This window comes from Alistipes sp. 56_sp_Nov_56_25, assembly GCF_001915285.1.
GTDB classification, from domain to species: Bacteria; Bacteroidota; Bacteroidia; order Bacteroidales; family Rikenellaceae; genus Alistipes; species Alistipes shahii.
Window position 1 is genome coordinate 1 of record NZ_MNQF01000066.1, and the last position, 21,582, is coordinate 21,582.

The following is a 21,582-nucleotide window of genomic DNA, read 5'->3' on the forward strand; positions in this document are numbered from 1 at the left end:
GGGCGAATCGGTTAAGATCGCGCACCTGGCGCGGCGGATGATCTCCCTGGCGGGCTTCGAGCCGGAGAAGGACATCAGGATCGAATACACGGGTCTGCGTCCGGGCGAGAAACTGTACGAGGAGGTTCTGTCGAACAAGGAGAACACGCTTCCGACGACGCACGACTGGATACGTATCGCCAAGGTTCGGGAGTATGACTACGGGGAGGCCTGCGGCGTTGCCGAAGAGCTGGAGACGCTGTCCCGAAAGGTGGAGATTCCCGACATGATACGGCTTATGAAGCGGACGGTTCCCGAGTTCAAGTCGAAAAACTCGAGGTTCGAGGTATATGACAAATAATCTTCAAGTGCCACGATATGGCCATTGATCAGCCAGAAGTAAGTATTGCGCTGGATTATATGTAACAATCCGTTTGTATTTAAGCAACGCTTGTTTTTAGATTGTTATTCTTTTGATTATTTAGTTTCTTGATTAGTTGCACACTTCTAACGGCGTGCTGCTACTATCTTAATCAGGCATCAAAGATATTCTTCCTGGTATTGACCATATTTTCTACGCAACAGTATTGAGGCATTATGTTTATTATCCACTGTTTGTATGAATTACGCTCCCCGATGCCCTTTTCTGCAATAGCACCATTTTCAATTCCAAATATTTAAGAAAATTTAACCATATACTTCTATTGTTATTTCTACTGTACAGGTAATCTGATTAAATCGCTTGTAAAGAGCTTTTCGTGGTGTCGTTCAATACGGCCATCAGAACCAAATTAATCCGCGAGAATATGAGAAATTTTGAAGACCTCCAAATTGCTGTAGCCGGTACCGGTTATGTCGGTTTGAGTATTGCAACTCTTTTGGCACAACACCACAAAGTGACTGCTGTTGATATTATTCCTGAAAAGGTGGAGAAGATTAACAATCGTATCTCGCCGATACAGGACGAGTATATTGAAAAATACTTCGCAGAAAAGGAACTCAACCTTACTGCAACCCTTGATGGAGCATCCGCTTATAAAGATGCAGATTTTGTAGTTATTGCTGCACCTACCAACTATGACCCTGTAAAGAACTTCTTCGATACACACCATATTGAGGATGTGATTGACCTCGTTCTTTCTGTTAATCCAAAGGCGACAATGGTAATCAAGTCAACGATTCCTGTTGGCTATTGCCGTTCACTCTATGTGAAATATGCTCAAAAGTTTGCACAGATGGAACCTCTTGCAGATGGCAAACGTCGTGAGTTCCGTTTGCTGTTCTCTCCTGAATTCCTTCGAGAGAGTAAGGCACTCGAAGACAATCTCTGGCCTTCACGTATCATCGTTGGTTATCCAAAGATGATGTCAGAGGAATGGGAGGAAGAGAATGAGGCAATCCGCAAGATTCAAGGCAATCACATGGAAGAGTCTGCCGAGATATTCGCAAAGCTTCTTCAGGAAAGTGCCATCAAAGAGAATATCGACACTCTTTTCATGGGATTGAAGGAGGCCGAAGCTGTAAAACTCTTTGCCAACACCTATCTTGCTCTGCGTGTCAGCTATTTCAACGAGCTCGATACCTATGCAGAAGTGAAGGGACTTGATTCAGCTGCCATCATCCAGGGCATCGGTCTCGATCCTCGGATCGGTACTCACTATAACAATCCATCGTTCGGCTATGGTGGTTACTGTCTGCCGAAGGACACAAAGCAGTTGCTCGCCAATTATGCAGACGTGCCACAGAACATGATAACTGCTATTGTAGAGAGTAATCGTACCCGTAAGGGTTATATCGCAGATGCAGTACTTCGCAAAGCCGGTTGGTACGATTATAGCACAAATAATCAGTATGATGGCAAAAAAGAGCCTGTTACTATTGGAGTATATCGTTTGACGATGAAATTACACTCCGATAACTTTCGTAAAAGTGCCATTCAAGGCATTATGAAGCGTATCAAAGCAAAAGGTGCTAATGTGGTAATCTATGAGCCAACACTTGCTGATGGTGAAAACTTTTTCGGGTCACTGGTAGTGAACAACCTTGCTAAATTCAAGGCTCTGTCTAATGTAATTATTGCAAATCGTTTTGATGATTACTTGAGTGATGTGGAGGAGAAAGTTTATACACGTGATATATTTCGTCGCGATTAATTGCATGATTTGATAATAATAATCCATAGTGTATTTGAGAAGTGCATGTGCTTAAGTAATTGGTATTTATATTGTTGTGTTTAACGGTCAACTGTGTGGAATTGATTGGCATAATTTTATAGAGCGATCTAATTCTGAATTCCTTAAAAATTTCGTATAGTCTCATCGGATCATGAAGTAGTCGCAGAGTTGCGAGAATGGTTCCGATACATTTTCGGCAATGGCGATATTTGGATGCTGCTGGCAATAATCGTATTGATTGCGTTGCGTAGGTATTTTCCCCAATAATATGGCTACTCTTGAATAGATTTAACTATGCGTCGGCACTCAAATACCCTTGGTCTCCCGGTAAGATACGATGATTGTAAAGTTCTTTGACATTTTGATAAATAATGCAACATCGTGAATCGCTTCCTTGTAAACAGGGAAGTGCGAATTATGGCTGATCCCTATCATTTCTAACACATGCTATGTACGAGCAAACGTCTATTCCAAGGTTCTGTCAAGCACTTGTGAAGCATATTTGTATAGACACAATATTCTGTGATGGAGTTGTAAGCCCACGTTAATCTGAACTTTCAAACTATCGGTCAGCCTTCGAAATAGCTGACATCCTGAGTCAAGGATTTCAGCCGGTGAGAATAACGTTTTATGGATTCATGCTAACTGCACGATGGTTAATTAATAACAATAAAAAGTTAATATGAGCATCTTTACAGGTAAGACCCTTATGATTACCGGAGGGACAGGTTCATTCGGTAATGCAGTATTGAATCGTTTCTTGAAGACTGATATTGCAGAAATCCGTATTTTCTCTCGTGATGAGAAGAAACAGGATGATATGCGTCATGAATATCAGATAAAGTATCCTGATGTTGCGCACAAAATCAAGTTCTTTATCGGTGATGTACGAAGTCTTCAGTCATGTCGAAATGCTATGCCTGGTGTTGACTATATTTTTCATGCAGCAGCCTTAAAGCAAGTTCCTTCCTGTGAGTTTTTCCCAATGGAAGCCGTAAAGACTAATGTAATTGGCACAGACAATGTCCTTACTGCTGCTATTGAGGCAAAGGTTGGTGCAGTAATCTGTCTTTCAACGGATAAAGCAGCGTATCCAATTAATGCGATGGGTATCACCAAAGCCATTGAGGAGAAAATCGCAGTAGCAAAGAGCCGTTATTCCGGCGACACCAAGATCTGCTGTACTCGCTATGGCAACGTAATGTGCTCACGTGGTTCTGTTATTCCACTTTGGATCGAACAGATCCGCAACGGCAACCCGATTACACTGACCGAACCTAAAATGACCCGCTTCATCATGTCGCTCGAAGAAGCCGTTGATCTCGTCCTCTTCGCCTTCGAACATGGCCAGAACGGAGATATACTTGTTCAGAAGGCGCCTGCTTGTACTATTCAGACTCAAGCAGAGGCTGTATGCGAACTTTTCGGTGGTAAGAAGGAAAATATCAAGGTTATCGGTATTCGTCATGGTGAGAAACTGTACGAGACTCTCCTGACTAACGAAGAGTGTGCCAAGGCAGAGGATATGGGAGATTTCTATCGTGTGCCAGCCGACAATCGCTCTCTTAATTATGACAAGTTCTTTACAGAGGGCGATAATAAACGTTGTGAACTTAAAGAGTTCAACTCTGATAACACTCGTCGCCTGAACCTTACGGAAACTAAAGTTAAGATTGCCGCTCTTGAGTATGTTCAGAACGAATTGAACGGTATTTTTAATCTTGCTAAATAGAATAAATGAAGGTTTTGGTTACAGGGGCAAAAGGTTTTGTCGGTAAAAATCTTTGCTCTCAACTCAATAACATCAGGGAAGGCAAGGCTCGCTGGTACGAAGGTGTACAGGTAGATGAAGTCTTCGAGTATGACCTTGGTAATACCCAGGAAGAACTTGACCGCTTTTGTGCTGAAGCTGATTTTGTTTTCAACCTTGCCGGTATCAACCGTCCACAGAATCAGGAAGAGTTCATGCAAGGCAATTTCGGTTTTGCCGGCGTCCTGCTTGACACACTGAAGGCACATAAAAACAGCTGTCCCGTGATGCTCTCTAGCTCTGCCCAAGCTTCCCTCACTGGTCGTTTTGGCAATTCTGAATATGGTTGTAGCAAGAAAGCTGGTGAAGACCTCTTTCTCCAGTACGGACGGGAAATAGGGGCCAAAATGCTCATCTACCGCTTCCCAAACCTTTTCGGTAAGTGGTGTCGTCCTAATTATAATAGTGCCATTGCTACCTTCTGTAACAATATTGCCAATGATCTCCCAATTCAGGTTAACGACCGCAGTGTAGAGATGGAAGTCCTTTACATTGATGATCTGGTAGATGAAATGCTTGGAGCCCTCATCGGCAAGGAACATCGTTGTGAGTTCGAAGGTCTCAACGTTGTTCCAACTGCTGGAGGAAAATATTGCTTTTGTCCCGTTACCCACAGAACCACTCTCGGAGAGATTGTGGACATCATCAATAAATGCGCTGTTTCTGTAAATCCACCAAAGAGTAAGGTGCAGACCGCAATGGCTGTGCCTCAAGGCAGCCTCGAATACAAGCTTATGACTACCTACCTCAGCTACCTGCCTCGGCACAAAGTTATCCACGACCTCAAAATGAACGTTGATCAGCGTGGTTCATTTACTGAACTTATTCATACGCTCAATAATGGTCAGGTTTCCATCAACATCAGCAAGCCTGGTATTACAAAGGGAGAACATTGGCACAACAGCAAGTGGGAAACTTTTATCGTAGTGGCCGGACATGGTCTTATTCAACTTCGTGAGGAGGGTACCAACGAGATCTGGAATTATGAAGTAAGCGGCGAGAAGATTCAGGCCGTCCACATGCTTCCAGGCTATACTCACAACATCATTAACTTAAGTGAAACCGAAGACTTGGTGACAGTAATGTATTGCAATGAGGTATTCAACCCCAATCGAGCAGATACCTATTTTGATCCAGTCGAAAAGGAATAAACTATGGCTGTTAAAACTCCCAAATTTGATTATAGCGACGTTAAGTGGCAGAAAAACGGTAAGTTGAAACTGATCATTATTGTCGGCACTCGCCCTGAAATTATCCGTCTTGCTGCTGTCATCAACAAGTGTCGCAAGTATTTTGATGTTATCCTCGCTCACACAGGCCAAAACTATGATTACAACCTGAATGGAGTGTTCTTCAAGGATCTCAAATTGAAGGATCCTGAGGTTTATATGGATGCAGTAGGAGATGATCTTGGTGCTACCTGCGGTAATATCATCAACTGCTCATACAAACTTTTTGTTCAGACAAAACCTGAAGGTGTCCTTGTTCTTGGTGATACTAACTCTTGTTTGAGCGTGATTGGGGCTAAACGTCTTCATATTCCTATTTTCCATATGGAGGCAGGTAACCGTTGTAAGGACGAATGTCTTCCAGAGGAAACAAACCGCCGTATCGTTGATATCATTTCTGACGTTAATATGGCTTATTCAGAGCATGCACGTCGTTATCTTGCGGAATGTGGACTTCCTCGTGAGCGTACATACGTGACCGGTTCTCCTATGGCAGAAGTGCTTCGCGGGAATCTTGTAGAAATTGAGGCATCAGATATACACCAGCGTCTTGGATTGGAGAAAGGCAAATACATTCTCCTCTCTGCTCATCGTGAGGAGAATATTGATACAGAGAAGAATTTCACCTCTCTTTTCACCGCTATTAATAAGATGGCAGAAAAGTATGATATGCCAATTCTCTACAGTTGCCATCCACGGTCGCGCAATCGTCTGGCTGCATCTGGATTCCAACTCGATCCACGCGTGCAGATTCAGCAGCCTCTTGGGTTTAATGATTATAATTGCTTGCAAATGAATGCTTTCTGCGTGGTGTCCGATTCGGGTACACTTCCCGAGGAAAGTTCTTTCTATGCTTCGATTGGTAAGCCAATTTCTGCTGTCTGTATTCGTACATCAACAGAGCGCCCGGAAGCTCTCGATAAAGCGTGCTTTATTTTGAGCGGTATCGATACCAAGGGACTTCTTCAGTCTATTGACCTTGCTGTCCAAATGACTGCAAATGGCAACCATGGTATTCCGGTACCTGACTATGTCGATGATGTATCCAGCAAGGTTGTCAAGATCATTCAGAGCTACGTTGGTGTAGTAAATAAGATGGTATGGCGTAAGGATGTGTTATAACTACATTGGCAGGCATATAATCGTGCACGTGAGAAATAGAAAGGGATAATATATGAAAAAAATAATGTTAGTCTTCGGAACGAGACCAGAGGCAATCAAGATGTGTCCGTTGGTGAAGGAGTTTCAGAAGCGTTCAGAGGAGTTTGAGACTATCGTATGCGTAACCGGCCAGCATCGTGAAATGCTTGATCAGGTGCTCAAAATCTTTGAGGTTACTCCAAACATCGACCTCAACATCATGAAACAGGGCCAGGATCTTACCGATGTGACAGCACACGTGCTCACAGGGCTTCGTGATGTGTTCAAGGAGTGTCGTCCTGATATAGTGCTCGTACATGGTGATACCACTACTTCAACCGCAGGTGCTCTTGCTGCATTCTATGCCCAGATTCCCGTAGGTCACGTAGAGGCAGGTCTCCGCACTCACAACATATACAGTCCTTGGCCAGAGGAAATGAACCGTCAGATTACCGGTCGTATCGCTACCTACAATTTCTCACCGACACCACTCTCCGAGAAGAATCTCCTTGACGAAAAGGCTCATGGCAATATCTACGTAACGGGCAACACGGTTGTTGATGCCCTCCATATGGTAGTTGACAAGCTCAAGACCGATGAGACTCTTGCTAAAGAGCAGGATAACGTACTTGCACAAGCTGGTTACGATGTTGCAAGACTTTCAAACGGAAAGAAACTTGTCCTTATCACAGGCCATCGTCGTGAAAACTTCGGCGACGGCTTCATTCGTATGGTGACCGCCATGAAGGACCTTTCAGAAAAGTATTCTGAGGTTGATTTCGTTTACCCAATGCACCTCAATCCAAATGTGCGCAAACCAATTCACGAGGTGTTTGGTGAAGACCTCACCCGTCCAAACTTCTTCTTTATCGAACCTCTTCAGTATCTCGAGTTCGTTCACCTCATGAGCATGGCTACTATTGTCCTTACCGACTCTGGTGGAATTCAGGAGGAGGCGCCAGGTCTTGGCAAGCCAGTTCTTGTGATGCGCGATACCACCGAGCGCCCTGAAGCTCTTGCGTCTGGTACTGTACATCTTGTAGGTACCGATTATGATAAAATCATGAATGAGGTCAGTATACTCCTCGACGATGCAGCCGCATATGAGAAGATGAGCAAGGCTGTAAATCCTTATGGTGATGGTCAGGCATGCCGCCGAATTGCAGACGTTCTTGCCGACAAAGAGACAGATCGTTATGGCGTGAAATAATCAACAAGATAATTAAAATAATACTTAATAATATGATTAATGTAATTGGATTGGGGTACATTGGGCTTCCGACTGCCCTTATGATGGCTTCTCACGGAGTGGAAGTTATCGGGACTGACTATAATAAGCAGCTTGTTGACACCCTTAACGCAGGTCACACGACCTTCAAGGAGGACGGCCTCGACGAACTCTTTCAAAATGCCCTCAAAGCAGGTATCAAGTTCACCACCGAGTACCAGAAGACAGATATGTACATTGTCTCTGTTCCAACTCCATACGACAAGTTCTCAAAGAAAGTTGACGCTTGCTATGTAGTAACAGCTGTTAAGGAAGTGATGAAAGTTTGTCTTAAAGGTGCAACCGTAGTTATAGAATCAACCGTTAGCCCTGGTACTATCGACAAATTCGTGCGTCCTATCATCGAGGAGAATGGCTTCGTGATTGGCGAAGACATCAACCTTGTGCATGCACCTGAACGCATCATCCCTGGCAATATGGTTTACGAGTTGATCCATAACAATCGTACCGTAGGTGCTGACTCTCGTGAGATTGGCAAGAAAGTGAAGTCTTACTATGCCAGTTTCTGCCAAGGCGATATCGTAGTTACCGATATTCGTACAGCTGAGATGACTAAAGTCGTTGAAAATACCTTCCGTGCTGTCAATATCGCCTTCGCCAACGAGCTTGCACGCATCTGCCGTCACGACGCCATGGACGTATACGAGATTATCCGTATCTGCAATATGCACCCACGTGTCAATATCCTCCAGCCAGGTCCAGGTGTAGGTGGTCACTGCATCTCTGTTGATCCTTGGTTCCTCGTAGGCGACTATCCTCAGCTCGCAAAGGTAATCGATGAGTCAATGAAGACCAACGATTCGCAGCCTGCTTTCGTTCTCAACCGCATCTATGAAATCATGGAGGAGAACAACATCACCGACAACCGCAAGGTAGGTCTCTATGGCCTTACCTACAAGGAAAATGTCGACGATTATCGCGAGTCACCAGCTCTCCAGATGCTCGAGGCTCAAGAGCGTCACCTTGCGCGGCCTCTTTGCTGCTACGATCCGTTCCTCGAGGAGCACAAGATTGCCGAGAACCAATACAACAACTTCGATGAGTTCCTGAACGATATGGATATGATAATTGTATTGATTAAGCACCAGCACATTCTCGACAACGAAGAGCGCCTGAAAGGCAAGGTCATTCTCGACTGTTGCAATATGCTGCATAAGATTGAGAAGATATACCACATTTGATGATAAGTGCAAATATATGATTATAAGAAATTTGCATGAAATGAGGGGGCGATAGTTCTCCCCGTCTATAATGCTGAAGAATATATTACGGATTGCCTGGATTCCATTCTCGCGCAAACTTATCCATACTGGAAAGCATATTGCATCAATGATGGATCGAAAGATAATACAGCATCCATTCTTGATGACTATGCAAAGAAGGATGCGAGAATCAGAGTCTTTCATACACCCAATGCAGGAGCGGCAAGTGCAAGAAACTTTGCTTTGAACAAAATAGAAGATGAAGAATGGATTTCATTCATAGACGCAGATGACTACATCGGACCTTCTATGTATGAATCCATTTTCAAAGCAATCGGAAATGAGCATATCGACTATGTGAGATTGTTCAGTCGTCGTACACCGCAAAGATATAATCCACAAGCCGTCAATTCTGATGAAAGCAAGAATGTTAATTATAAGATAGTCACAAGAGAAGAATATTTTGTCAATGAGAGTGTAGGAGGTTATACTCACAGCCTTTTCGTCAAAAAGGGTATTGTAGATGACCATCAGGTTTCGTTCCCTGAAAAGATGGTAATGTTAGAGGATCAGGCATTTTCAATAGCGTGTGCGACCCATGCAAAGAAGATTCTGATACTCGATCAGCCGAGAAATTATTTCTATTATTCTGGTAACGAATCTTCGATAACAAGAACGTCAAAAGATACAAGTGACGACATCATTCGATGTATAAATATTGTGTACAAAGCTTTCTTGGCAACAGGTTCAACGGCGATCATCAATGATTATTTCTACAGCAAGTACTTACCGGTTAAACTGGATTCTTTATACAGCAAGCGGCTTCATTACAGGCATATAAAGCTAACAGAGAGGCTCTTGCCAGAGATAAAATTACGTATCGGAAGACTCTCGTTTAAGACAAAAATAAAGTACATTATTGTCAAAATATTCAGATTGATATAAACATAATAGAATGCAGAAAGATAAGACCCGACTTAACTCAATAAGGGTGACGACTGCCGGAATTTCGGGGGGGGGAATTCGCATAGAATCAGTTATTTAGATGTTGTGAAAGGTGCGCTGATAATCTTGCTCGTGTTTGCACATTTCAGGTCGGCACTCAATAGAACTGATTTTAAGAATGATTATTTCGAATATGTGTATGGATGGAATTCTATTTTCACGTGTTTCTACATGCCGGCATTTTTCTTAATTTCCGGCTATTGCTCGAACTTCAGGAAAGACCCCAAGACATTTCTTAAATCCTTACTTAAAAGTTTAGTCCTTCCGCTTTTTGCACTATCATTGGTGAATGACACTATGTATGCTTTGATGGTGACTCATCAAGACATTTCCACAACTTTATTGAAAACAATAAAGAGTGGTGGTACACTATGGTTCATTCAGGCTCTTGTCATTGCTAAAGTAATTTGCTACAGTATTCAAAAGGTCACTGATGCTCTAATTATTATGCTTATCGCTACATTCGTCTTATTGATAGCAGGAGTGGCTTTGAACCAATTCAATCTCGGAAGCAATCCGTTCTATTATCAACACGGATTGGTAGCATCTTTCTTCGTAGCTCTTGGCCTCTTTCTCAAAGAAAATCAGTCGATCTACGAGAAAGCATTGAAGTATTGTTTGTATTCATATCCTTTGTTGGCATTGATCAACTTCTGGCGCAGCCCAAATATCACGGCCTCTCTATCGGTTTCACTCAAGACCATACCTCTCTTCTTAATACTTTCAGTCTGCGGAACTTTGTTCCTCATAGTAATATGTAAGAAGATAAAAAAGTGCAGTTTCCTTGAATTTTGGGGCCAAAACAGTCTGGTGGTATATGCACTTCACTTTGCTCCTCTGGTATACTTTTTCAAATTGTTTTACGCTTGGATACAGCCAATAAGCATACTATCCTTCGTCGGCGCTTTGTTATTGCTGTTAACAACCGAATACATGTTATGCTGCCTTCTAATGAAATTATTCCAGTATAAACCATTCAAGTGGTTGTTAGGGCGTTATTAAAAAAGAAAATGAGATGAATTCAATCAAGAAAGTTATCAAAGTATTAATTCCTTTCTACTCATCATTCGTTAAATCTGCAAGTTCAGGAGTGCATAATCAGTCCTATTGGAATTATATAAGGTTCAGGTTAATAGGTAGTTGTGGTAGAGGGGGGGGGTATTATCCAGTTCATCCGACATGTACGATTGCAAATGCAAGAAAGGTCTATGTGGGTTGTAACGCATCAATAGCACGGCCGGGATGCTATATACAAGGAGCAGGAACAGTTCATTTCGGAGATTATGTGCAGTTAGCGCCAAATGTAGGAATCTTGAGTGCTAATCATGATTTGTATGATCAGAGGAAATATAATGCAGCTCCGATAGTGATAGGGGATTACTCATGGATAGGCATGAATAGCATTGTTACAGCAGGTGTTGTTTTGGGACCAAGGACAATCGTGGCAGCGGGAGCTGTAGTAACCAAAAGTTTTCCTGATGGCTTTTGCATATTGGCAGGAGTGCCTGCCAAAGTCGTCAAGTATCTCGACAAGGAGTGTTTTCAACCTTGGCATTTAGAAAATGAATATTACGGATATATTCCGAAGGAGAAATTCGAATCCGTAAGAACGAAGTATTTAGATATATAGAATGTCGCTCGGGCAAACATCAAATTCCAAACAAGCCGCTTGGGTGGCTATTGGCAGTTTCTTTTCATTCATTGTAAGTATCATCAGTTCTATGATCCTGAGTCGATTTTTCGACAAAGGAGACTACGGAACCTACAAACAGGTGATGTATGTGTATAGCACTCTACTTGCAGTATTTACACTTGGTCTGCCTAAAGCATATGCATACTTTCTGCCAAAATACGCGACAAACTATTCAAGGGATATCATATCCAAGGTAACGAAGATCTTTTTTATTCTTGGAGCAGCATTCTCTCTATTTCTCCTGTGTTGTGCAGGCCCGATAGCATCCGTAATGAACAATCCGGATCTGAGGTCGGCATTGATCGTGTTTTCTCCAACACCATTTCTTCTGTTGCCTACAATGGGACTGGATGCTATTTACGCATCTTTTCGCAAGACTAAGTATTTGGCATATTACACGATAGCTACCAGAATTCTGACTATTATATGCATTGTTTTTCCGGTGGTTATTTTCTCAGGAAACTATATATGCGCTATTATTGGATTTGATATTGCTTCTCTGATAACGTTCTTCCTCGCTCTCTATTTGAAATCTTGGCCAGTAAAAGATGTAGAGCATCAAAAGAGTTCATTGACATATAAGGAGATATTCAAGTTTGCACTCCCGCTTTTATACGCATCCTTATGGGGCGTGATCATATCGTCGGCAACCCAGCTTTTTATTAGTAGATATTTCGGTAACGAGACTTTTGCAGAGTTTTCGAATGGATTCATGGAGCTACCATTGGTAGGAATGATATTGGGCTCTATATCCGCCGTTCTCCTCCCGGTTTTCTCTGGAATGGACAAAGGAGATGGAATGAGCAATGAGACTCTGGTTGTTTGGAACTCAGCTCTCTTGAAGTCCGCAAAACTCATTTTTCCGATGCTGATTTTTAGCGTCTTCTTCGCTGAACCGATTATGACCTGTATGTACGGAGATATATATGCTCAATCATCAATATACTTTGTCATTAAGAATTTGAGCGGACTATTTTATATTATTCCATTTTATCCGATCATTCTTGCTATTGGTAAGACTAACTCTTATGCCAATGCGCACATGATAGCAGCATTTATGATTGTAATGGCAGAATACGTTGTATGTAAAACTTTTGATTCTGCGGTTTATGTTGCGATAACTTCAGAGTTGTGCAAGCTGTTTAAAATCTGGCTCTTGCTGCGTGTCATTGCAAACTATGCACACAAGAAGATTACAGAGCTGTTGCCACCAAGGCCGATGACGATACTAATTATGATTTCGGTTTTAGCGTCATTACCACCATTTCTTCTTTTAGACTTTCTAAACATGAATAAGTTCATTGTGTTGTTTGTCTGCTTGGGATTTTTTTTGGTAGATTACTATGTGCTTTGTTGGATTTGCAAAGTTACTTATCGAGATATTGCAGGTGGGTTCTTAAAGAACAAATCAAGACTAAATGCAGTTGTGAAAATTTTACCATAAAAATCATACTTAATTGATGGTAGGCAATAATAATAGAGGAGAAAAATTCATATTGTTCCTCATAAATCCATTCATTTCAGCAATAACATCGATAAAAGATATTAGAGATGGAGTATCACACTGGTTCTTATATTTATGGTTTTTAGTGTTTGGTGTCGCTTTCTGTGCAGTAAGTGAGGCTGCGGATTCTTTTAGATATGTAGAAGATTTTTTAGTAGAACATAGCTATACCTGGTCTCAATATGTATTAGAGATCAATGAGTATTTCGCGTTTGAGTCGAATATCAAGGATATTTATACGTTGACGGTGAATTTCCTTGTTGGACGATTCTCCGATAATTACCATTGGACCTACCTAATATATGCAGCAGTCTTCGGTTTCTTTTACATCAAGTCGCTGAAGATATTCTTACGCCATAATAAGGTAAGTAATAACATAGTATTCTATGTATTGCTTTTCATGTTCTGTTATAGTAATCCTATATACAATATCAATGGAGTGCGTTTCTGGACGGCAGCCTGGATAGGTGTATATGTTGCACTCAACTTTTTTGTCGAAAAAGATTATAAGAAGATTGTACTTCTGTTGCTGATGCCATTAATTCACGGGGCTTCAGTCGTTTGGGTGGCAATTATGGCAATTGCATTATTGTTGAGCCGATTCCAGAGTGTGACAATAGTACTTTTTATTGCTTCGTCCTTTGTATCTGCAGTTTCCTATTTGAATGTATTAAACGACTATTCTTTTCTATTGCCACAATTCATGCAAAATCAGATATGGTCGTATACAGAGTCAGAGATGGCGTTGGAGCGAATGAGTGGTGTGAGTGAATATGGGGCTGCTTATGCAGACTTCTTGATTGCATTGCCCGGATATTTTCATATACTATTGTCTTTTTTACTTATTATCAATCGCAGGAAGATAAACCGGAATCCACATGCGGGTCATCTATTGACTATCATGCTTGCATTGGCAGCTATAACCAACTTCCTTTCTGGAATTCCATCGATGGGGAGATTTCAATATTTTGTAATTCCATTCTTGGTTATTGTTTGGGCGCAGAACTATGAAATCTTAAAGAAATATGATAAATACTTCTATGTAGTTCCGTTCATTTATGCTTACTCTCTTCTTTATTGGTATCGACGAATGAGCGCTATTACCGAACTTTATCTATACGCATTTCCAGCTCCATTAACAGTAATAAAATATCTTTTCTTATGAAGATCTTGATTATATCAAATCATGCATATCCCGCACAGGGGCCTCGAGCGTTTCGCACGACTGAACTCTCTGAACAACTTGTGAAGATGGGGCATGAAGTGATTCTCTATACGGTTCACGGCAAATATGACTATACCCAATATGTCAAAGATACGGGAGTAATCAGACGCGACATAAATCCGAAATTTGCGACAGCCGCTAATGATGAGACAAAGAGATACAATCACTTTGATAAGTTTATGTTCCACTTTTTCCATCGTTTATTAATGTGGCCTCAATGCGAATTCCATTTTTCAGTAGGGAAGATTATCAAAGAAAATCCGAATATGGATATGCTGATTACCATTGCATATCCACATTCAATTCATTCCGGGGCTGCCCGTGCCAAAAAACTCTATCCAGAAATTTTCCCAAAGACCTGGATTTGCGATTGCGGAGACCCGTTTATGCTCAATCCGTTTATCAAAGCACCAAAATTCATGAAGCGTTTTGAGGATATGTGGTGCTCAATGTGTGATTATATTGCAGTACCTACCAAGGAGAGTTATAAGGGCTACTACGAGCGGTATTGGGGTAAGATCCGAGTGATCCCTCAAGGTTTTGATATCTCAAAGACTCCAATTGCGGAGTACAAAAAGAATGTTGTTCCTACCTTTCTCTTTATGGGGTCTATATATCCTGGTGTTCGCGATCCTCATTCATTTATGGACTATCTCCTAAAGTTTAATAAGCCTTATAGATTTATTATGATGATGCGCACTCCTCTTGAAGAAAAGTATGTAAAGGAGTCTAACGGTCAGATAGAGTACATCACAGGCAAAGGTCGCGAGGACGTGGTATGGGAGTGTAGTAAGGCAGACTTTCTGATCAACGTCACAAATCCATCGATGGTCCAAACTCCAAGTAAGTTGATTGATTATGGCATAGCAGGCCGCCCTGTGCTGGATGTGACGAATGATTTCTCTGACGCTTCTGCTTTCTTGAAGTTCTATGAAGGAGATTATTCGGGCGAGCGTAAGGTTGACTTCTTGGATAACTATCGAATCGAGAATGTTGCTCGTCGGTTTGTTGAATTAGAGAAATAGTGCGCTATGAGAATTAAAGGAAAAGAAATCAAGATAAAGCAGATATTCTATTTGGTTTTGTACTATGGCTTCGCTCGGTATTTACCTAAATCCAACACATTTGGCAATATAGGGGGTGAAATTCGTTACCTAATTTGTAAACAGATATTTAAGAGGTGTGGGAAGCATGTGAACATTGAGCGTAAAGCTTATTTTGCTTCAGGAGTAGATATTGAGATTGGCGACTATTCCGGTATCGGAATAAATGCCCAAATCCCCAACGGAACAATCATAGGGGATTATGTAATGATGGGCCCCAATTGCTTTATTCTCGATGTTAATCATGATGTCTCTGATGTGTCTCTACCAATGGCATTACAAGGAAGTACAGAAAAAAAGACTACTCAAATAGGTAATGATGTATGGATTGGCAGAGATGTACATATGACTCCTGGAAGAACTATTGCAGACGGATCCATCATAGCAATGGCATCAGTTCTAACCAAGGACTTTCCGCCGTATTCCGTTGTAGGTGGAAATCCTGCAAAACTAATAAAAAGTAGAAAATAGGTGAAAATACTATTAGCGACCTCATCCGTAACACCTAATGCGGGCATTCCTTCCTTCAATAGAGAGCTTTGTAGCCTTTTGAATGTGGAGAATGAGATGCATTTATTGGTCGATGAAAATATTGAGTCGTATAGAGGATATGCAAAGATATATTCTATAACCGGAATCAATATCTATAATTTTGAAGATGCGTCTGAACTTCTGAACAAATTGCAGGTTGAGAACTATGATGTGATAATCAATAGTAATTCACATATCATGTCGTTGTTAGCGGCATTTGTAGATGATAAGACACGTTTGATTACAGTATCTCATTCATTGGGTACGATGGATTGCGATAATGCAGCCTTCAATAACGAGTATATTGACAATATTATAGCATTGTCCAGCAGTTGTAAGGATTACATCAGCCATCGCTTCGGTATAAAGAATAACGACAAAATCAAGGTAGTGTTCAATTCTGTTGCAGATAATCCTGAAGCAGAGGCTATGAAAAAGTCCAAGATGGCAGCTGACAAAGTAAAGATTGTTTTTGCCGGAGGGTCTGCAGCAAGCAAATCTCCAGACCTTGTGGTTCCTATTGTACATAAGTTGTGTAAAACAAACTTGTCTTTCGAGTTCTATTGGTTAGGTATTACGACTCCTCCGCTTAAGAAATTCCAACCGTTTGATGATATTCGCCAGGTATTGCCAGAAGATGAAAGAGTGATAGTAACTGGTCTTATCCCTCAACAGAAAGCAGCGGAAATCATAGCCTCATGTAATGTATTCCTTGCTCCTTCTCGAAGAGAAGGTTTTCCAATGGCTTTGTTGGAGGCAATGAGAATAGGTTGTATTCCAGTAGTGTCAGACTTCAAAATTGCAAATCAGGAGATTATTCGAAACGGAATAAATGGCTACGTTATCCCTCACAAGGATGTAAAGGCATTTGTTGATCGGCTTTCTGATATTGTTAAGAATCATGAGAACTATAAGAGAGTATATGAGGAGTCCTATAAAACTTTTATTGAGGAGTTGAGTTTCCCCGTTTGGAGAAAGCGTATTCACTCTGTTATAATTGAGAATTCTGCAACTCATAAGCAAAGGACGGCAATAACAAAGTCTGCATTTAGAAAGGTCGTGTGGCGTTTCAAAATGCTCGATAAATGCAATCTCATCGAAAATCACATGAAAGAAGTTTTGCCTTGTGCAATCAAATTCTACATGTATTATACCAAACTAAATTAATATGCCAGTAGTTGAAGATAAAGGCAATTGGAGAAGCCAGTTGAATTCTAAATTAGCGAACATTATCGCTAATGTGTTGGGACAGCGCGTGAATTACACTATCCGTTATTATCGTCACCGTGGACATCTGCCTAATTTCAAGCATCCTAAAGATCTGTCGGAGAGAATTCTTTCATCAATGCTCTCGAAGGATTTCTTGAAGTATGCGGATTATGCAGATAAAGTGAAGGTGCGTGAGTATGTGAAGGCGAAGGGGCTTGAAGGGATTCTCCTGAAGCAGTTTGGTGCTTGGGAGAATGCCAGTCAGATTCCTTTTGACCAACTGCCTAACCGCTTCATCCTAAAAGCAAATAACGGTAGTGGTGGACACTATATTTGTACTGATAAGTCAAAGATAGATATTCTTACTGTCGTCAAGAATATGGATGCAACTCTTCTGGAAGTCTCACATCTTCGTAATACAGAGCCTCATTATTGCGCCATTAAGCCGATGATTCTAGCAGAGGAACTGATGGGTGATGGTGCTACTCTTCCTACTGACTATAAGTTCCACTGCATCAAAGGCAAGGTGGCAGATGTATTCGTGGTATGCGGGCGTGAGTCCGGAGCTAAATATTGCACATTGGACACTAACTGGCAACAACTCCCTTACACCAAGCCTGAATTTATGCCAGCAAGCATGCCGCCAAAACCTGAACACTTGATCGAGATGGTAACCCTTGCAGAAACACTCTCCAGCGACTTCGAATTTGTCAGAGTAGATCTCTACGATTTCGATGGAAAGATTTATTTCGGTGAGCTGACATTCAGCCCGTGGGGTGGCATCATGAATTCATACTCGAACGAGGGGGTAGAAATCCTCGGGCGTAAGTTTGACGAATAATCTTCAGTATGAAGTTTATTTTTTGTGGCGATTTCGTAAGCCAAGATCCTAAAAGCATACAGGTTGACCTGCGACTACAGAATTTGTTTAAAGATGCAGATTATGTGGCAGTCAATTTTGAAGCCCCTGTGAGAGGTGTGGGAAAGCCGATATGCAAAAGTGGGCCTTCGTTGACTCAATCAGAAGACTCTCCAGCATTCATTGAAAATCTTGGCGTCAATATTATCATGCTGGCGAACAATCACATGATGGATCAAGATCAGGAAGGATGTGAGGCGTCTATTAAGGCATTCAAGGGTGAAACACGTATCATTGGTGCAGGCTGTTTTGATGACGCATACCGTCTGCATGTTATAGAGAAAGATGGTGTTAATGTTGGCCTCTTATGCTTGGTTCACAAGGAGTTTGGTGCTTTAGGGCTCGATGCAACGTCATTGGATTACGGTACTGCATGGATCAATCATCCTATGGTAAATAAGACCATCCTGAATGCAAAGAAGGTGTGTGATGTTTTGGTTGTGCTTCCTCATGCAGGTGTGGAAGATATGGTCGTTCCTCTTCCAGAGTGGAGAGCTCGCTACAGGGAGTTTGTCGACATGGGAGCCGACGCAGTTATCGCATCTCATCCACATACTCCACAAGGATGGGAAGAGTACAAGGGGAAAATGATCTACTACAGCCTTGGCAACTTTTTCTTCCAACTCTTCTCTAGTCAGCATGGAGCAAATTGGTATAAGGGTTTGGTAGTTGAGATGAACATCGATGAGAACAAGAATCTTTCCTTCGATGTGCATAATACAAAATTCTCAAAATTTAGTCTTGAACATGATGAAAGTATGGAATGTAAGAAGTACAATGACTACTTGTGCGAACTCTTGAGCAATGAAGACAAGTATTGGGATTATTTGAATAGGGACCTCAAAGCTCTTTGGCCAGAATATAAACTCTACCTGCTCAGAGGTTTGGCAGCGATTGCTCCAACTACCAACATACACGTTCTTTCTCATGCAGCCTATGGTTTGCTGAAAGGTCCGGATATCCCGATGATGCTCAATAATTTTCAATGCGAAAGCCATCGGTGGGCAATTGAGAGGATGTTAAGAATGCAGTAACATCAAATATAGATTTCTAATAGCATAAGTGGATGCGACACATTGCAATTCGATGCTGTCTGCCAAAGCCGAAATAGAAATGTAATTATATGGCAAAGAAAATTGCGATGCTCTTCCCTTATGCACCATCATATAGGGAAGCGATATATAAGTTGATGGACAAAGAACTGGATGTGGATTGGTTCTTCTGTGGTAATGCGAAGCGTAATCTGAAGTTGTTCGATTACTCTTTGCTCAAGCATTGTGACCTATCCATGGAAGAGACGAAAGTTCTAGGCACAGTCGTGTACTATAAAGGAATCAAGAAGCTAAACCTTCAGCGGTATGACGCTATTATTTGCCCAGGAGTTATTCGAAGTTTATCTGAGTGGTGGCTCCTTCAGAGAATGGGAAAGGGTATGAATTATTCCAAGATTTATCTATGGACTCATGGATGGTATGGCAAGGAATCTCGTTTTCAAAAGATCGTCAAAAAATTTTTCTTCAAAAAGGTGGATGGTTTCTTCTTATATGGAAACTATGCCAAAAGTGAAATGATTAAGAATGGCTTCGATGCTAGAAAACTTCATGTTATTAGGAACTCGCTTGATTACGATAAGCAGTTGGAACTTCGCAATAGCATAGTTGAGTCTAATATTTACAAAGAGCATTTCAAGAATGACTTTCCAACAGTCGTCTTCATTGGCCGTTTAACTTCCGTCAAGAAACTTGATCAGATTGTAAAGGCCGTAGGCATTCTCAAGCAAAAGGGCGAGAACTATAATATCGCTTTTGTTGGGGATGGTGAAATGCGTCAATTATTGGAAGCAGAAGTTGCTAAATATCAACTTCGGGATAATACGTGGTTCTACGGTGCATGCTTCGATGAGAAAACGAATGCCGAACTCATATATAATGCAGACCTTTGTGTAGCTCCTGGCAATATCGGACTTACAGCAATGCATGTGCTGATGTTCGGTTGTCCTGCTATTTCCCACAATAACTTTAAGCGGCAGATGCCTGAGTTTGAGTCAATCATTCCTGGACAGACGGGAGACTTCTTTGAATATGACAACGTTGATGACCTTGCTCGTAGTATCTCGCGGTGGTTTGCTTTAAAAAGCGGGTGCCGTGAGGAGGTTCGTAAGACATGCTACAAGGAGATTGATGACTATTGGAATCCACACTATCAGTTGAATCTCATTAAAAAAGTGTTTGAGGGTAAATGAAATCAATGGATATTAAATACTTGATTTTTAGCGATATGGCTCGGTGTGAGGGGGGGTATCCTTCGTGCGCATCTTTCGTAACGTCTTTCTCGCAAGGAACTCCAGTCTAAAATTTATTTTTTGGTTCAGGTGCTGTAAGTCGAATAATCGCGTTATTCGCACATTTGCAAAGATTCAACGAGTTAGACTAACAAGAAAGTACGGTGTCCAGATTTCGGAAATGTGCACTATAGGCCCGGGGTTGGAACTACCACATTGTTTACCGATAGTTGTTCACTATAACGCCAAAATCGGAAAAAACTGCACGTTGCATCAGTTTGTGACAATAGGCGGTAATGGCAGAGGAAAAGCCCCGATAATCGGAGATAATTGTTTTGTTGGTGCTGGGGCTGTAATTATTGGTGACATAAAGATTGGTAATAATGTAACAGTAGGAGCAAACGCTGTTGTGACGAAGGATGTGCCTGATAATGCAACTGTGGGTGGCGTACCTGCTAAGATTTTGCATTATAATCATCCTGGGATGTTTATAAAAAATCCAATTTAATGAAATTATTAAGACGTTTCATGGGGAAATGTTGTCATCTATTCCATATAAATGTTTCCAAAATCTTTGCTCCGCAAGGACGAGTACTGATGCTGCATTGGGTAGGGGACGAAATACAGGATGAAGAGACAGAACCCTATCGCATCTCTACTGAACAATGCAGACGATTCCTCGTGTGGCTGAAATCCAAGAATACAATCCGCCTGGAGAATTGGGAACGAGAGGAAGATTTTTATGCTCTTACCATAGACGATGTGCCTGAAAACTTCTATTACAATGCGTATCCTCTGCTGAAAGAAGCAAGTATTCCTTTCACCCTTTTTGTGAACGTATCGCTTTTGAATAAGGATGGTTTCATTACAAAGGAGCAACTCGTTGAAATGTCTAAATGTGAACTTTGCACAATAGGCTCTCACGGGGTTAGCCATGGAGAGTTTGCCTTGTTCAGTTGGAAACAGGCCTTGCGTGATCTGAAAGATTCCAAATGTGAACTGGAGCAGATAATTGGAAAGCCAGTTGAGATGTTTGCTTTTCCGTATGGTTCGTATTACGCTTGTGGTTATGCTAACAAGCACCTGGCGGGAGATGTGTATAAATATGCCTTTGGTACTGTGGCTTGTCCTATCACGAAGCCTTCGCTATTGAAGATATACTATTTGCCAAGGATTAATGTCGACATGGAATTCTTGAATTTATTATGATGAAAACAGTAAGTGTCATTATACCGTTTCATAGTCATATTGATTGGTTATATGAAGCCATAAAGCATATGTTTATCTCTA

General features: G+C 41.5%; 20 protein-coding genes. All 20 read left to right on the plus strand.

Annotation, left to right across the window (positions count from 1 at the left end; all coding sequences use genetic code 11):
* The coding region (locus BHV64_RS12465) for a polysaccharide biosynthesis protein (RefSeq protein WP_288116136.1) at nt 1-340 on the plus strand (340 nt) is incomplete at its 5' end.
* Between the two features lie 445 nt (nt 341-785).
* Nucleotides 786-2,132 carry a nucleotide sugar dehydrogenase gene (locus BHV64_RS12470; RefSeq protein WP_149887963.1) on the plus strand — a complete coding sequence of 449 codons (1,347 nt, stop codon included), beginning with the start codon at nt 786-788 and terminating at the stop codon, nt 2,130-2,132.
* Between the two features lie 703 nt (nt 2,133-2,835).
* Entirely contained in the window at nt 2,836-3,885 is a 1,050-nt protein-coding gene (locus tag BHV64_RS12475; protein WP_118406204.1) for a polysaccharide biosynthesis protein, read from the plus strand.
* 5 nt (nt 3,886-3,890) lie between these two features.
* Entirely contained in the window at nt 3,891-5,114 is a 1,224-nt protein-coding gene (locus BHV64_RS12480; protein WP_118406203.1) for a polysaccharide biosynthesis C-terminal domain-containing protein, read from the plus strand.
* Nucleotides 5,115-5,117: 3 nt separating this feature from the next.
* Entirely contained in the window at nt 5,118-6,314 is a 1,197-nt protein-coding gene (locus BHV64_RS12485; protein ID WP_118406202.1) for a UDP-N-acetyl glucosamine 2-epimerase, read from the plus strand.
* A 52-nt stretch (nt 6,315-6,366) separates the two neighbouring features.
* Nucleotides 6,367-7,542 carry a non-hydrolyzing UDP-N-acetylglucosamine 2-epimerase gene (gene wecB, locus BHV64_RS12490; protein ID WP_118406201.1) on the plus strand — a complete coding sequence of 392 codons (1,176 nt, stop codon included), beginning with the start codon at nt 6,367-6,369 and terminating at the stop codon, nt 7,540-7,542.
* 32 nt (nt 7,543-7,574) lie between these two features.
* On the plus strand, nt 7,575-8,801 hold the full coding sequence (locus BHV64_RS12495) for a nucleotide sugar dehydrogenase (RefSeq protein WP_118406200.1): 1,227 nt from the start codon (nt 7,575-7,577) through the stop codon (nt 8,799-8,801).
* Nucleotides 8,802-8,852: 51 nt separating this feature from the next.
* The gene (locus BHV64_RS12500) at nt 8,853-9,767 is read left to right on the plus strand and encodes a glycosyltransferase family 2 protein (RefSeq protein WP_118406199.1); all 915 of its coding nucleotides are present in this window, start codon (nt 8,853-8,855) and stop codon (nt 9,765-9,767) included.
* 87 nt (nt 9,768-9,854) lie between these two features.
* Nucleotides 9,855-10,829: an acyltransferase family protein gene (locus tag BHV64_RS13310; protein ID WP_149887223.1), complete on the plus strand. Its 975-nt coding sequence runs from the start codon at nt 9,855-9,857 to the stop codon at nt 10,827-10,829.
* Nucleotides 10,830-10,842: 13 nt separating this feature from the next.
* Nucleotides 10,843-11,457, plus strand: coding sequence for an acyltransferase (locus BHV64_RS12505; RefSeq protein WP_118406197.1), 615 nt, complete (start codon nt 10,843-10,845; stop codon nt 11,455-11,457).
* A gap of 1 nt (nt 11,458) precedes the next feature.
* Nucleotides 11,459-12,964: an oligosaccharide flippase family protein gene (locus BHV64_RS12510; RefSeq protein WP_254886330.1), complete on the plus strand. Its 1,506-nt coding sequence runs from the start codon at nt 11,459-11,461 to the stop codon at nt 12,962-12,964.
* A 16-nt stretch (nt 12,965-12,980) separates the two neighbouring features.
* Complete coding sequence (locus BHV64_RS12515) at nt 12,981-14,189, plus strand: EpsG family protein (RefSeq protein WP_254886333.1); 1,209 nt, start codon at nt 12,981-12,983, stop codon at nt 14,187-14,189.
* The gene (locus tag BHV64_RS12520; protein WP_118406194.1) at nt 14,186-15,274 is read left to right on the plus strand and encodes a hypothetical protein; all 1,089 of its coding nucleotides are present in this window, start codon (nt 14,186-14,188) and stop codon (nt 15,272-15,274) included. The genes BHV64_RS12515 and BHV64_RS12520 overlap by 4 nt, the downstream gene beginning before the upstream one ends.
* Before the next feature lie 6 nt (nt 15,275-15,280).
* Nucleotides 15,281-15,823, plus strand: a complete 543-nt coding sequence (locus BHV64_RS12525; RefSeq protein WP_181989593.1) for an acyltransferase — start codon at nt 15,281-15,283, stop codon at nt 15,821-15,823.
* Entirely contained in the window at nt 15,824-17,050 is a 1,227-nt protein-coding gene (locus tag BHV64_RS12530; protein ID WP_149887178.1) for a glycosyltransferase family 4 protein, read from the plus strand.
* A gap of 1 nt (nt 17,051) precedes the next feature.
* Nucleotides 17,052-17,933 (plus strand): ATP-grasp fold amidoligase family protein, encoded by an 882-nt coding sequence (locus tag BHV64_RS12535; RefSeq protein WP_149887179.1) that lies wholly within the window; start codon nt 17,052-17,054, stop codon nt 17,931-17,933.
* Nucleotides 17,934-17,941: 8 nt separating this feature from the next.
* Nucleotides 17,942-19,045 carry a CapA family protein gene (locus BHV64_RS12540; RefSeq protein WP_149887180.1) on the plus strand — a complete coding sequence of 368 codons (1,104 nt, stop codon included), beginning with the start codon at nt 17,942-17,944 and terminating at the stop codon, nt 19,043-19,045.
* Nucleotides 19,046-19,134: 89 nt separating this feature from the next.
* Nucleotides 19,135-20,253, plus strand: a complete 1,119-nt coding sequence (locus tag BHV64_RS12545) for a glycosyltransferase (RefSeq protein WP_118406192.1) — start codon at nt 19,135-19,137, stop codon at nt 20,251-20,253.
* 307 nt (nt 20,254-20,560) lie between these two features.
* Nucleotides 20,561-20,800 carry a serine O-acetyltransferase gene (locus BHV64_RS12550; RefSeq protein WP_254886329.1) on the plus strand — a complete coding sequence of 80 codons (240 nt, stop codon included), beginning with the start codon at nt 20,561-20,563 and terminating at the stop codon, nt 20,798-20,800.
* Nucleotides 20,800-21,501 carry a polysaccharide deacetylase family protein gene (locus BHV64_RS12555; RefSeq protein ID WP_022062272.1) on the plus strand — a complete coding sequence of 234 codons (702 nt, stop codon included), beginning with the start codon at nt 20,800-20,802 and terminating at the stop codon, nt 21,499-21,501. The genes BHV64_RS12550 and BHV64_RS12555 overlap by 1 nt, the downstream gene beginning before the upstream one ends.
* Nucleotides 21,502-21,582 lie beyond the last annotated feature (81 nt).